This is a genomic window from Nocardia sp. NPDC005366 (assembly GCF_040606855.1).
In the GTDB taxonomy this organism is placed as follows: domain Bacteria; phylum Actinomycetota; class Actinomycetes; order Mycobacteriales; family Mycobacteriaceae; genus Nocardia.
On record NZ_JBEXFQ010000001.1, the window covers coordinates 432507 to 446310 of the forward strand.

At 63.8% G+C, this 13804-nt stretch carries 10 protein-coding genes and 1 tRNA gene; 5 read left to right on the plus strand and 6 right to left on the minus strand.

Translation table 11 applies throughout. The annotated features are described in order from the left end of the window. Positions 1-45: 45 nt before the first annotated feature. The 4 genes from ABZS43_RS01920 (at position 46) to dnaG (ending at position 4798) form a co-directional block, all read left to right on the plus strand. On the plus strand, positions 46-723 hold the full coding sequence (locus ABZS43_RS01920; RefSeq protein WP_355033898.1) for an MBL fold metallo-hydrolase: 678 nt from the start codon (positions 46-48) through the stop codon (positions 721-723). 183 nt (positions 724-906) lie between these two features. Then, positions 907-1566, plus strand: coding sequence for a YdcF family protein (locus ABZS43_RS01925; protein WP_355033983.1), 660 nt, complete (start codon positions 907-909; stop codon positions 1564-1566). A 6-nt stretch (positions 1567-1572) separates the two neighbouring features. Further along, complete coding sequence (locus ABZS43_RS01930; RefSeq protein ID WP_355033899.1) at positions 1573-2835, plus strand: deoxyguanosinetriphosphate triphosphohydrolase; 1263 nt, start codon at positions 1573-1575, stop codon at positions 2833-2835. 55 nt (positions 2836-2890) lie between these two features. After that, positions 2891-4798 (plus strand): DNA primase, encoded by a 1908-nt coding sequence (gene dnaG / locus ABZS43_RS01935; RefSeq protein ID WP_355033900.1) that lies wholly within the window; start codon positions 2891-2893, stop codon positions 4796-4798. Between the two features lie 287 nt (positions 4799-5085). Here dnaG and ABZS43_RS01940 read toward each other — a convergent pair whose 3' ends face one another. Beyond that, positions 5086-5331, minus strand: coding sequence for a hypothetical protein (locus ABZS43_RS01940; RefSeq protein ID WP_355033901.1), 246 nt, complete (start codon positions 5329-5331; stop codon positions 5086-5088). Between the two features lie 311 nt (positions 5332-5642). Here ABZS43_RS01940 and ABZS43_RS01945 point away from each other — a divergent pair. Next, positions 5643-5715: transfer RNA gene (locus tag ABZS43_RS01945), tRNA-Asn, on the plus strand. Between the two features lie 499 nt (positions 5716-6214). On the opposite strand, the gene ABZS43_RS01950 is transcribed toward ABZS43_RS01945, so the two are convergent. The 5 genes from ABZS43_RS01950 to ABZS43_RS01970 all read right to left on the minus strand — a co-directional run bounded on the left by ABZS43_RS01950 (position 6215) and on the right by ABZS43_RS01970 (position 13780). After that, on the minus strand, positions 6215-6514 hold the full coding sequence (locus ABZS43_RS01950) for a hypothetical protein (RefSeq protein ID WP_355033902.1): 300 nt from the start codon (positions 6512-6514) through the stop codon (positions 6215-6217). Positions 6515-6676: 162 nt separating this feature from the next. Continuing rightward, entirely contained in the window at positions 6677-7054 is a 378-nt protein-coding gene (locus tag ABZS43_RS01955) for a hypothetical protein (RefSeq protein WP_355033903.1), read from the minus strand. A 101-nt stretch (positions 7055-7155) separates the two neighbouring features. After that, positions 7156-12753 carry a putative T7SS-secreted protein gene (locus ABZS43_RS01960; RefSeq protein WP_355033904.1) on the minus strand — a complete coding sequence of 1866 codons (5598 nt, stop codon included), beginning with the start codon at positions 12751-12753 and terminating at the stop codon, positions 7156-7158. 6 nt (positions 12754-12759) lie between these two features. Beyond that, a complete protein-coding gene (locus ABZS43_RS01965) occupies positions 12760-13380 on the minus strand; it encodes a hypothetical protein (protein ID WP_355033905.1) in 621 nt (206 codons plus the stop codon). Positions 13381-13384: 4 nt separating this feature from the next. Then, positions 13385-13780, minus strand: a complete 396-nt coding sequence (locus ABZS43_RS01970; protein ID WP_355033906.1) for a hypothetical protein — start codon at positions 13778-13780, stop codon at positions 13385-13387. Positions 13781-13804 lie beyond the last annotated feature (24 nt).

The window sequence follows — 13804 nt, forward strand, 5'->3', positions numbered from 1 at the left end:
GAATGTATCCCCGGTTCGAGCGGCACCAGTGGTTAGCATCGAAGAGTGATCACCATCGACCGCCGGTACACCGGCCACGTGACCGCCGGGTCGAACCCGCAGCAGCGCGATATCCCCGGCGCCCGCATCGTCAAGATGTCGGTGGGCAAAATGGATAACAACTGCTACCTCGTCCAGGACGCCGCCACCGGCGCGACCCTGCTGATCGACGCCGCCAACGAACCCGACCGCATCACGGAACTGATCGCCCAGGAAACGCCCGGCGAAATCGGCCTCATCGTCACTACCCACCAGCACGCCGACCACTGGTGGGGTCTGAAGGAAGTGCACGCCGAAACCGCCGCACCCACCGCCGCCCACGAACTCGACGCCGAACCCCTCCCCGTCGCACCCGACCGTCTCCTCGCCGACGGCGACACCGTCGAGATCGGCGACCTCACCTTCACCGTCATCCACCTGCGCGGACATACGCCCGGCGGGGTGGCCATCGCCCTCACCGACGCATCCGGACGGACCCACCTCTTCACCGGGGATTCCCTTTTTCCGGGTGGACTGGGAAAAACCAAGAGCCCCGCCGATTTCGCGACCCTGTTCGATGACGTCACCACCAAACTCTTCGGCCGCTACCCGGACGACACCGTCGTCTACCCCGGCCACGGCGACGACACGACCCTCGGCGCCGAACGCCCGCATCTACAGGAGTGGAAGTCGCGCGGCTGGTGAGGGATGTCGCGGCGGTTCCGACACGCGGACATCGCACTCGGTCACGATCGTCACTCGTCGCCGGACACGCCCGCGTGCACACCCCGTCCCACACGCCGCGGCGGCCGACTCATCGGATTGTCAGGCTGACCTGGCAGACTTGGCCCGGTGAGTTCGTCAACCCAGCATTCCGCAGCCGGATCGATCCGAGATCCCGGTCTGCCACGCGGTTTCGGCGCCGGGTTACGACGCTGGACGGGGCGGCTGGTCGTCGGCGCGCTGGTCGCCGGGGCGGTATTGGTGGGCGGCACGGCATTGCGGGTCTGGCAGGTCGCGCGCATCGATGACTACACGAAGGCGGACGCGATCGTGGTGCTGGGCGCGGCGCAATACTCCGGCACCCCCTCCACGGTTTTCGAAGCTCGCCTCGACCAGGCGTACACGTTGTTCCGACTCGGGGTCGCGCCGAAGGTGATCACCGTCGGCGGTAAACAGGAAGGCGATCTCTACACCGAGGCCGCCTCCGGCAAGAACTATCTGCAGTCCCGAGGTGTGCCAGCCGATCACATTCTCGCGGTGGAAACCGGGTCGGACACCCTGCGCAGTATCGAGGCCGTCGCCACCGCCATGGCCGCGCGCGATATGTCCTCCGCGGTCTTGGTCAGCGACCCGTGGCATTCCCTGCGCACCCGCACCATGGCCCGCGACGCCGGTCTGGACGCGTGGACCGCCCCCACCCGCACCGGCCCCGCCGTCTACACCAGAGAATCCCAAGCCCACGGCATAGCCAGGGAAACCGGTGCGTTGCTCTGGTACCAGCTCACCCATTTCTCCGCCGATTTCAACTACACCGCGGGCCAGTGATATTCGATGACTAGCGGCTACACCGAACACGACAGCGAACGCATCGTCGTCGAGGGCGCGAAAACAGCGGGCCTCGGCCCGCCGCGCAGCGAATTCGAAAGCGGCCACCGCACCGAATTCGCCCGCGACCGCGCCCGAGTACTGCATTCCGCCGCCCTGCGCCGACTCGCCGACAAAACCCAGGTCATGGGCCCGCGTGACGGCGACACCCCGCGCACCCGTCTGACCCATTCGATCGAGGTCGCCCAGATCGGCCGCAGCATCGCCGACGGTCTCGGCTGCGACGCCGACCTGGTGGATCTCGCTGGCCTGGCCCACGACATCGGTCACCCGCCCTACGGCCACAACGGCGAGAAGGCCCTCGACACCTTCGCCACCGAGTACGGCGGTTTCGAGGGCAACGCCCAGAACCTGCGCATCCTCACCCGCCTGGAGCCCAAGGTCGTCGCCCCCGACGGCACCAGCGCCGGTCTCAACCTGACCCGCGCCGCCCTCGACGCCGCCATCAAATACCCGTGGGTCCGCCCGCGACCGGGCGCCAAATTCGGCGCGTACGACATCGACACCGATCGTCTCGACTGGATCCGCAAGGGCGCCCCCGACCGCACACAGAGTCTGGAATGCCAGATCATGGACTGGTCCGACGACGTCGCCTATTCCGTCCACGACGTCGAAGACGGCGTCATCGCCGGACGCATCGATCTGCGCGCCCTGGCCGACCCCGCCGAACAGGCCGCCCTCGCCGACATGGGCAACGCCCACCACCGCTCACTGTCCGTGGACGATCTCGTCGCCGCCGCCCAACGACTTTCGGAACTCCCGGTGGTCGCCGCCATGATGAACTACGACGGCTCCTTCACCAGCTCCGTCGCCCTCAAAGCTCTGACCAGCGAACTCGTCGGACGTTTCGCCACCGCCGCCATCGGCGCCACCCGCATGATCGCGGGCACCGACCCGCTCTCGCGTTACGCCGCCGACCTCACCGTCCCCCCGATCGTGCAGGCCGAAGTCGCCATGCTCAAAACGGTGGCGCTGCGTTACGTCATGTCCGACGAGGATCACAAACTGCGCCAAGCCGCCCAGCGCGAAGTCATCCTCGAGGTCGCCGAACGCCTGCGCCGCGACGCCCCCGCTTACCTCGACCCGGTCCTGCTGCCCTGGTGGGAGGAGGCCAAGGACGAGACCGCCCGTATCAGGGTGATCGTCGACCAGATCGCCTCCTATACCGAGAGCCGTCTGGAACGGGTCGCGTCGACGCTGCCCGGGTAGGAGAACGAGCCTGTCCGGATCGAAGTGACGCGGCGCTCGAGGCTAGACTCGCACAGTGGCCGGACGACTCCCAGATCGCGATATCGCGGCGATACGCGACCGAGTCCGGATAGAAGATGTCGTGGGGGAGTACGTCGCCCTCAAACGCGCCGGCGCGGACTCGATGAAAGGTTTGTGCCCGTTCCACGACGAGAAATCACCGTCGTTCCACGTGCGGCCCAACCACGGCCTCTTCCACTGTTTCGGCTGCGGTGAAGGCGGCGACGTCTACAAATTCCTGCAGAAGATCGAGCACATCGGATTCGTCGAAGCCGTCGAGCAGATGGCCGACCGCGTCGGCTACCAGATCAACTACGAAGGCGGCGGCACCTCGGTGCAGCGTGACCGCGGCACCCGCTCCCGCCTGGTCGCCGCGAACGCCGCCGCACACGAGTTCTATATGGCGCGCCTGTGGGAATCCGACGCGGAAGTCGCCCGCCAATACCTCACCGAACGCAATTTCGACGCCACCGCCGCCAAGCAATTCGGCTGCGGATACGCACCCGACGGCTGGGACATCCTGACCAAACATCTGCTGCGCAAGGGTTTCGAATTCAAGGAACTGGAAGCGGCGGGCCTGTCCAAACAGGGCAAACGCGGCCCGATAGACCGCTTCCACCGTCGCCTGCTCTGGCCGTTGCGCAATCTCGGCGGCGAGGTCATCGGCTTCGGCGCCCGCAAACTCTTCGACGACGACACCATGCCGGGTAAATACGTCAACACCCCGGAAACCCTGCTGTACAAGAAGTCTCAAGTACTGTTCGGTCTCGACCTGGCCAAGCGGGATATCGCCAAGGGTCACCAGGCGGTCGTCGTCGAGGGTTATACCGACGTGATGGCGATGCATCTGGCCGGGGTGAAAACCGCCGTCGCCTCGTGCGGCACCGCATTCGGTGACGAGCATATGGCGATCCTGCGCCGTCTGCTGATGGACGACAATTTCTGGCGCGGGGAGATCATCTACACCTTCGACGGGGACGCGGCAGGCCAAGCGGCGGCGCTCAAAGCCTTTGCGGGCGACCAGAAATTGGCCGGACAGACCTATATCGCGGTCGCGCCCGACGGGCAGGATCCGTGCGAGCTGCGTCAGCGCTCCGGTGACGGCGCCGTCCGCGATCTGGTGGCCCGGCGCACGCCCCTCTACGAGTTCGTCATTCGCGGGTTGCTCGCCGAATACAACCTCGATCAAGTGGAGGGACAGGTGGAGGCCCTGCGTCGCGCGATCCCCGTCGTCGCGCAGATCAAGGACAACGCGACCCGCAAGGCGTATGCCACCCGGTTGGCAGGCTGGGTCGGGTGGGACGATATCCAGACCGTTGTCCGCCGTGTCGGCGAGGAAGCGAAACGAGGCCGCACCGGTGGTAGTGCGCCCCGCCGCCAGGGCCCCGCCCCCGCCCCCGCCGAACACGTTGCGGCCCGGCCGAATCCGAACGATCCAGTGCTGCGACCGCAGCGCCAGTCGCTCTGCGCCGCCCTCCAACACCCGGCCATCGCTGGCACAGTTTTCGACGCGCTCGAACCGGAAGCATTCACCCACCCCGCCTATGTAGCGATCCGCGCGGCGATCGCCGAGGCAGGCGGCGCGTCATCCGGTCTCGGCGGTGCCGAATGGGTCAACGCTGTCTCCGACCACACCGAGGACCTCACCCTTCGTGCCCTGGTGTCGGAATTGGCGATCGAACCGCTTCCGGTGAAATCCGCCGACGATATTCCGCGGTTCATCACCGGGGTGCTGGCTCGTGCGCAGGAAGCGTGGGTCGGTCGGCAGGTGGCCGAGTTGAAATCGAAGCTGCAGCGGATTTCGTCGACGGATGCCGCTGATACGTATATGGCGTTGTTCGGGGATCTGGTTGCGCTGGAGCAGTACCGGAAGAGTCTGCTCACGCAGGCCATGGGGAACTCGGACGACTTCGTTCCGCACTGAGACAGTGCTCGGTATTCGTTCTCCAGCAGCGGAATTCGTCGACTGGTGCTGTCCTTGCGGTTTCACTTTGCTCAGCAATCAGCCTCGGGTGGGCTGTGAGATGAACGTGGCGCGGTTGGTATATCGCCGCAGGGGCGCATGTACGCGGATAGGCGGGTTTGGTAGGCGCCAGCGGGTGGGGTGATGTACCGGAAGCGTGTCAGCCAATATGCGGCGCTTCCTCAGGCGGCGCGAAGGATTCAGCAAGTATCCACCGGGACGCCCCGCCTCACCGGCCACCTGATCGCTCAGCGACGCAACTGATCCTGCGGCACCAACACCGTGGTGCGCTCATCCAACGGCACCAGCGGCTCGAGCTGCGGTCGCGTGCTGAGTTTGTCCGATAGCTTCTGCCGCCCGACTTGTACCAGCTTGCGGGTCACCGGGCTCCCCGTCACCGCGCGGGTAGTCGCGCTGATCTGCTCGTACCGAGCCCGTCCGGCCTTCGTGCCGAGTACATACCCGGCGGCAATGCCGATGATCAACCGCAGCATCTCGTTGAGCTCCTCCCAATAGCCAGTGCGCGGCTACCATCCTGCCCGACCCCGCCCCCAGCTGTCGATCCGGATCCGGGGTGCCGCACCTGGGCGTGGCGACCTGCCTGGAACGCTCGTCCTCTGGAATGTCACCGGAACCCGTCAGCAACCGCCCCGCCTGTCACGCTTGACACCGCTGCGCCTCATGTTGCCCCTGTGGTTTCCCTCCGGTCTCGCATCGCGCCAGGTAGAAGCACGATTTGGGAACCCGACCAACCGTGCGCTAAAGTTTCATCTCGGCCGACCGGCAAGGACGGCCGCAAGGATAGTCCCCTATAGCTCAATTGGCAGAGCAGCCGACTGTTAATCGGCAGGTTTCTGGTTCGAGTCCAGATGGGGGAGCTTTGACCAGGGCGAACGTATCAGTTCGACCCTGGTTTTGTCCGTTTTAGGGGGCGAACGACACGTTTTCATCCCGCGAGGTGCCTCAGAGCCGCGGTGAAGTCGGGTGCCTGGGTCGGTTGGTCGATGTAATGGCGCTTGGTGACGGAGTCGTTAGCGTGGCCGAGTTGCTAGGCTGCAGCCTGGGGGCGGTACTGCTCGGCGATCAGCGACGCGACGGTCTTGCGGAAGGTCTTCGGGGTGACCCAGGCGAACTTCTCGCCACGGCCCTGCCGCCAGAGCCGGTTGTAGTTGTGCGGATCCCAGATGCCGCCGTCACGGTTGGGGAAGACCAGATCCAGGTCGTTGTCGATCGCCTCGGCTCGGACGCGCCGCAGGGTGTCGATGATGAACCGGGGCAGGAACGCCGTTCGGAATATAGACGTAGGAGCCTGGAACTTTGATGAGTCCGATGACCTTGTCCTCGGGGTATGGGTAGTTTATCGGTAGGAGAATTGGTTCAATCTCGAGATCTGGACAGGAATATTCTTTCGATCAGGTTCGGACCAGGGGATTGGCCGTCGAGACGCAACCGGGCATGGTGTGGCGGATCGAGCAGGTCGCAGGGGCGGCCGTATCGAAGAATTGTAGACACTGTTAAGTCGAGTCGGACTTCAGAACCGTCATGGTCGATGCCCGATACTGCGAGATCGCCGACTTCGACGGTGCCTGAGAGGCAGCGAACCGAGTACTCCACTCGTGTCGGGCTGTCGAGAATCTGTTCGATAATTTCAAGTTTGGAACAAATTTCCACGTCCACCTACTCTGGTAATAGATTCTTTACCTGCTCGGGAGTGAGTTTTTGGACTTTGATGCAGCGGTGAGGATAGGTCCTCGACTCCGCTGATCTTCGGGAATGCCCGCTGTTCCTATTTCGTGCGTTGCTAGCCAGATCGTCGGTGCGGACAAAGGTTGAGATATGTCAATTCCTCGCATCGGGTGTGTCGGTTGCTCGGTCTGGCTTACGTCCGAACATTCTCATCCAGTGGAGAATCTCCGCTGTATCTGTGTCGGCGAGGAGGAACGTATAAAAGCCACCCCCGTCGGTGATGTAAATCATCAGTAGTTCGTCGTTCGGGTAGGAGGTCAAGAAATCCACGAGCTCTTCGGTGAGTCTCAGGAGTGTAAGGTCGCCTCCGGTGTGTTTTAACCTTCTTTTGTAGATACTGAGAAGTCTTTGTTTGGCTATTGGGTCAGCGCGTATTTCTGTTGCGGTACGGATCATGGGAAGTAGGGATTCGTCGGTTATACCGCGCGGGATCGCCTCCCGTGCAAGGTCTTCTAATTTCTTACGCTCCATACCTGGCCGTCCCTTCCCATCCGGCGTGATAGCAACCACGTTTATGATTATTCGACTTGGAACCGGACCCGATCATCCTGTTTGTCGTTGGAAGTTCTCCACTATCTCGTGGATCTCCACGGGCCGTGATCGACGCTGACGTCGGCACCAGTGACGCGGCCGAGAATGGTGACTTCGCCCTCGGGGTATGGGTACGTTATCCCTCCTACGCGCTGGTAGCCGGGTCCGTCTGCGTTCGGGATGCGCATGACGACCCCTGGACCGGGCCGTTCGGCAGCTGCGTCTAGTGCGCCACCCTCGTAATCTGTGGTCCACGAAGTGTAAGGGCTTTCGGTACTTCCGCCTGCATGTTGCTCAGCTGTGTGGGAGCCGCCGAGCGGTTCTGCGATGCCGTCCAAAGCGTTTTGGTGCATCCGCTGGAATTCCTCGGGATCGAGCGGAGTCTGGTGCGGAACGCCGCGGTATAGATATGGTTCCTCTTCCGGATCCCAGGATCCGCCGTTGGTGTTCCCGCTGTAAGCGTCGGGGTTCAGCCCCAAGGGATCTGCCCATCGCGAAGGGTTCCTCGGGTAGGCGTTGGGGTTTGCGGCCGGAATGAGCCCCAGTGGGTCGAGTGTCAGGTACCTGCCGGAGGTGGGGTCGTAGGTTCTGAAAAGATTGTAGTGATAGCCGGACTCCTCGTCGTAATACTGTCCGGGTAGGCGCATCGGCGTGGATTTGTTGCCGTGCCAACTCGTTTGGCCCCAGGTATTGGTTCGCGAGTGGCCGAGCACTGTACAAGTCGCTGGTTCGATCAGATCCGACAGTGCCCCGGGTCGGCTTTCAAGCACGGCCAGCGCCGTTGGTGTTCTTCCTCGCGAGGTATGAGTTTGCAGTATCGGTGTGAATGTGCGTGGCCGATAGATCCATTGTGTTGTGCGGGCAAAGTCGTGGCTGTACTCCGCGAGGAGTTTTGTTCCGTCCCAGAAGAATTCCGCCGCGATGTAGGGGTGCGTGTCGTCCGATCGGATGCGTGATTTGCTGACGCGTCGACCGAGTGCGTCGTGGGTATATTGCCACCATTGTCCATCGGGTGTGTAGATATCGGTGAGTTGGTCGAACGCGTTGTAGCGGTAGTGCCAGACCTCGGGCTTATGTGCGTCGCGTGTGGCGGTTTTTCGAATGAGTCGCCCGGCGGGGTCGTAAGAGTAGTGGTTGCGGCCGTCGCGGACGAGCAGATTATCGTGGTATTCGCGGCTTTCCAGCTGTGCGGGTGTGGACGAGCCTGTGAGGTTGTCGCCGCGTTCGGCGAGCCCGGCGGTGATGTTGGACAGACCGTCGTATTCGTAGGCTTCGACGAGGGTGCTGTCACATGTGATCGCATTGATACGGCCGACGGGGTCGAGGCTGTAGACGGTATGCGCTTCGGCCGTGTCACGTTGCTGGGTTGTGTGAGTGGCGAGGAAGTTGTCTGGGCGATAGGTGTAGTCGTCTCGCCGGATCCGGAACGGGGCAGGGCGGGGCGGACCGTCGCCGAAGTCGAGGGTGAGGCCTGTCGCGGGAAATCCGGTGACCTCTTGGCCCTCCAGTTCGCCTGTGGAGGTGAGGATTCGGTCGATTTGGACTTCGCCAACCTGCCAACGGACGAGACGTCCGGAGCGGTCGTGGGTGAAGTTGACGGTGTGACCGCCGTTGCTCAGGCTGGAGGTTCGGCCGAGGATGTCGTGGCGCCATGTGGTGATGGCTCCGCTGGGGGCAGTGCGGCGGGTGCGGCGTCCGCGAGTGTCGTATTCGTTGATCAGTGCTGGCTGGTCGTCGAGTTTCTGGGTAGCTACTCGTCCGGTGGGGGTGTATGTGAATTCAATTGTGTGGGTAATGGTTTCGTCGGTGCCGTTGACGGCTGTGAGGATCCTGCCTGCGGGGTCGTGTGTGTAGGTGAGGTATTCGCCGCTGTCGGCGGTGATGGAGGTGAGGTTGCAGAGGATGTCGTAACGGTGGTGGCGTGTGATGCCGGTGGCGGGGGTGACGGTGGCGATGCGGCCGGTGCGATGGTGGGTGTAGCGCGTGGTGGCGCCGGTGTAGTCGGTTTCGGCGATCAGTCGGCCGGTGAGGTCGTATTCGTAGGTCCAGCGTTGGCCGAGGGGGTTGATGACGGCGGTGAGTTGGCGTTCGGTGTTGTAGAAGTAGCGGTGGACCGACCCGTCAGGGTCGGTCCGGGCAGCGACTTTGTCGTGTCCGCCGTAGGTGTAGCGGGTGAGTAGGCCTGCGCGGTTGGTGTGGGTGAGTAGGTTGTTCTCTCCGTCGTAGGTCCAGGACTCGTGGTGCCGGTCGGGGTCGATGCGGCGGGCGGGTTTGCCCTCGGGAGTCCATTCGTAGCGGGTAATAGCGCCGAGGGGGTCGGTGACGGTTGCGGGGCGGCCGAACGGGTCGCGTTGGATGCGGGTGGTGGCGCCGTAGGCGTCGGTGACGGTGACCGGTAGTCCGGCCGGGTCGACCTCGATGACGGTGCGGGCGCCGTCATCGGTGCGGACCTCGCTGATCGCCCCGCAGGGGTGATGGTCGTATTCGGTGCGAGCACCGGCCTCGTCGACGGTAGCGACGAGATTGCCTGTCTTGTCCCAGGATTGGTGACGTGTGGTGCCGTCTGCGTTGGTGACGGTGGCTGGACGGTTGGCGTAGGCGTAGTCGATGCTGATGACGGCGCCGTCGGGGCGGGTGATGGTGGCGACGTCACCGTCAGGGGTATATCGGTAGCGTGTGGTTGCGCCGTCGGGTTCGGTGACGGTCAGGGGTCTGCGGTCGCTGTTATAGGTGAGGCGGCGGCGTCCGCCGTCTGGAGCGGCGATATCGCGTAGTCGCAGATCCTGGTCGAATCCGTAGGCGGTGGTGGCGCCGCGGGAATCGGTGACGGTGGTGAGGCGGCCGGTGCCGTCGGGGTAGTCGAGGTAGTCGAAGTCGGCGTTGAACACGCCGTCGGTGCCGCGCTGGTGGATGACGCGGCCGTGATCGTCGTAGGTGTTGACCACCGAGCTGCGGTTGGAATCGATCCATGAGGTCATCCGGTGGTGATCGTCGTAGGTGAAGCGGATCTTGCCGCCGATTCCGTTGACGACCTCGGTGAGGTCGCCGTCGGTGTAGCCGAACCGGCGGATCACGGTGCGCGATGGGGCGGCGTCGGTATCGCCGAGGACTGTCATGGCGGTGATTCGCCCGGCGTCGGTGTCGAGCAGGATGCGGTAGCCGCCGGAGTGGGTGATCTCGGTCGGGGCGCCGGTGTGGTTGTAGTGGAAGCGGATCCGGTTGTGGTGTCGGTCGGTGATAGCCGAGATCGCGTAGTTGCCGAGGCGGGTGTCCAGGCCGTCGAGGATGGGTTCTGGGACGAAGTGCCAGACCAGTTCTCGTGTCGGGTCCCAGAGTCGGTATCCGCCGATTTCTGTGCGGGTCAGTTTCCATCGTTGTCCGCCGGTGACCGGCTCGACCCCGACTCCGACCTCGGCGTGTGGATAGGGCAGCAACATTCCGTCGTCGAATACGACAGTGGCGCAGCTATGTTCGACGACGACTCGCATATCCAGAGTGGATGACCAGGAAGGGCCGAACCATCGGCCGAATCGATAGTTCGATCGGTGGCCACGTTTGAGCTTCAGCGGCAGCACACCCGGCAGGGTGATATCGGTCAACGGCAGCAGGAACTCGCCGGTGGCGGTGGCGACCGGGTCACCGGTCTTGTCGGTTTGACCATCGGTGGCGTTGTGCTCGGGAGGGTTGTTCGTGGCTTCATCGCCGACCGATCCGCGCCCGTCCTCGCCGTGGTCGACGTCGTTGCGCGCTACCTGGTCGTCGGTGCTGCCGGGGTCGTGATGGTCGTTGGGTGAGTGCTCGCCAGTGCCTGGAGTGGTGGCCGGATCGTCGGGATCGCGGTTCGGGTCGTGACCGTTGTTGTTGTCTGCGGGCGTCTCGTGCTCGGGGGTGGAGCTGTTGTGCTCCGGCGAACTGCCGCCGTGATCCGGGTCGGGTGATCCGGGTGTGGAGTCGCTGTGCTGGGGAGTATGGGGCTCAGGTGTCGCTGCCGCGGGTGCCGGTGCGTCCGGATCGGATCGGGTGGCTGCGGGCGGATCGTCGGACGTCGGCCGAGCGGGGGTGTCTTCGGTGAGGTGGCCGGAACCATCGTCATGCCGCGTGGGTGACGAATCAGCTTGCGAAGTACCGGATCCCGATGATTCAAGGGCTCCTTCGGGCCGTCCTGGCGATGGTTCGGTTGTTCCGGTATGTCCGCCGGAATCCGCCGCTGAAGCCGAATTTCCCGATGTCTGTGGGGAGGTGTCCGGCGCCGCGGAGTTGGGGGTGGCGGGATCGCCGCCGTGAGCCGAGGGGCTTGTCTCAGGAGACCGAGATCCCGCACCCGTCGGCTCGGTGCTGGTCGGGTTGTTCGGCTGGGGGCTACTGTCGGCGAGTTTGGTCGCCGGAGTGGTGCTGTTCGGGGTGGCGTCGCCTTTCGGTGCCGCCTCTCCCGTTTTCGATGCCGCGGTGTTCGCGGGGTTGGTCGTGGGGGTGTGCTTGGCGCCCGCGCTACCGGCGTCTTCGACCACGCTTCGGCCCGCACGGGCGACCTTGGACGCGTCCCCGACCTTGTCCACTGCCGACACGCCGAGTTTCGCCGAACCGGCGCCACCGGTCGCGACGGTGGTGAGCACATCACCGGTAAGCGCACCCAATGCTTCGGATGGGTTGGTCCTGAATCCGGATAGCATCGCCGAGGCGGTTGCCTTCGGGTCAGCGGCGGCGATGACCAGGCCGGTGCCCATATCGGACATCGAGGACAGGTACTCGGCGGGGTGGGTGAGGTTGTAGGTGTCGAGGATCGAGATCGACCGCACGAACTGCACCATTCCGGTCAGCGAGGTCAGGAGCCCGGAGGTGAAGTTCAGTTTTGCCTGTTCGAGGGCATTTGTGGCGTCTTCGAAATTGCTGCCCCAGCGTGAGAGGAATGGCGGTTCGGTCGGTGCGGTCTCGGTGGCGGCGGCGATCGCGGCGGCGGCGGTCGTAGCGGCGTTGTCGCGGGAGGTGCGGGCATCACGCAGTATCGCTCGGGCTTGGTCGCGAAGCGCGGTCCAGGTGTCGCTGAGGTTTTTGCCTTTGCGGTCTTCCTCGGACCGGGCGTTCCACTCGTTCTTGCGGTTGCGTTCCTCGGTGTCGGCTTCGTTCCATTTGGTTATTGCCTCGGAAGCTTTGGCTTGGGCGGCGGTAACTTCGTGGAACCAATTTCCGAGTGCGGTTTTGGCTTTCGTCATGGCGTCGGCGCCGTCCCACCACAGCTTCGGCTGTTCGGCGAACTCGTCGTGGAACGTCGACGCCGCCGAACCGGACCAGTCCGCGACGTCGATTTTGCGCAGTGCGTCACCGGTCTGTTCGATCGAGGTGCCGATCTTGCCGACATGTTCGGCGACTTCGTTGATTCGCGATGGTTCGCCGCGTACCAGTTCCTTGGGGTCGTCGCTCTCGCCGAGTTCTCGCTCTTTCAGCTCACCGCCGGTCGCGTCGACGATCTGGTCTCCCAGATCGTCGAGCGCCTCACCCACACTGTCGGCACCGATACCGTGGGCGACGTCTGCGGCTTTGTCGAGAGCGGAGTCGGCGAGTTCACCGGCGGTCTGTGCGGCCGACTCGATTCCTTTTTCGATCTTGTCGCCGAGATTGTTGACGAAATCTCCGATACCCACCCTGTTTTACTTCCCCCCACGTGCCGCAGCCTGAGTTTGCTGGATCTCGGCTGCTTTGGCAGCCAGCCCGGTGTCGGGCAGAAACATTCCGGTGAGCCCTTGGTCGGGCATATCCGCCGACATCGCGTGCGCGCCCAGCTGACCCAGCAGCGATACGTTGTCACCGACCTTGTCGAACGCCTGGGTGAACGAATCGCCGCTGTAGTCCGGGTGCAACACCCAATTGACCGAATTATCGGACAAGGTGTCGGTCCATGACCTCGCGTCGATCTCGGCGTCGGTCAGATGTGGGTTGCCTGCGAGATGGGTGAACACCTCTTTGAAAGTGTTCGAGAACTGCTCGTCCATGATGTGGTAGCGGCCCGCCGCCAAGCCCAGTGTCTCGGCGATCGCGTTGCCCGACTGCACCAGCGCGCGTACACCCCATGACCACCGCTCGGTGAAGGTCTCGAACGTTGACTGCACCACCGACTTTCCCGCTTCTGTCGGTGACAGGGCCAACAGCGAGAATCCGCGACCCACCGCCCCGGTTTCGCCGATACCCAGTTCGGATAGTTCACCGATGATGCCGTTGATTCCGTTGGCGGCCTGTTCCAGCACGGTGGGATCGACATTCAATTCACCCACGGAACTACACCTGGCCGAAGGCCGTCGCGTCTGCTGTCAGATCGGGGCCGAACGCCATTGGCGCGGCACCGAGCATGTCGACGGCGACGCCGGTCGGATCTACCTGTTCAGCGGCGAAGTCGATCAGGCGGGAGCCCTGGAACGTGTGGAACCGATATTGCTGATCGGCTACCACGCCGCGTTCTGTCATGAAGCGTGCGTATTCCGTGATGTCGGTGAAGCCGCACAGCCACTGGACGCCACCGTAGGTGAGAGTGAAAACCCGATCATCGTCGGTCAACGGCACCAGCAACGACGCTTCTCGCAGTGCTGATTTCAGCTCGTTCGGTTGGCCGAAACCGGCATAGAATGCGGCGATCTCCGAACGTAACCGTCTCGCGTCCACCTCGAGTGTTGTCACCTGGCTGCCCTCCCCAGCGAACCA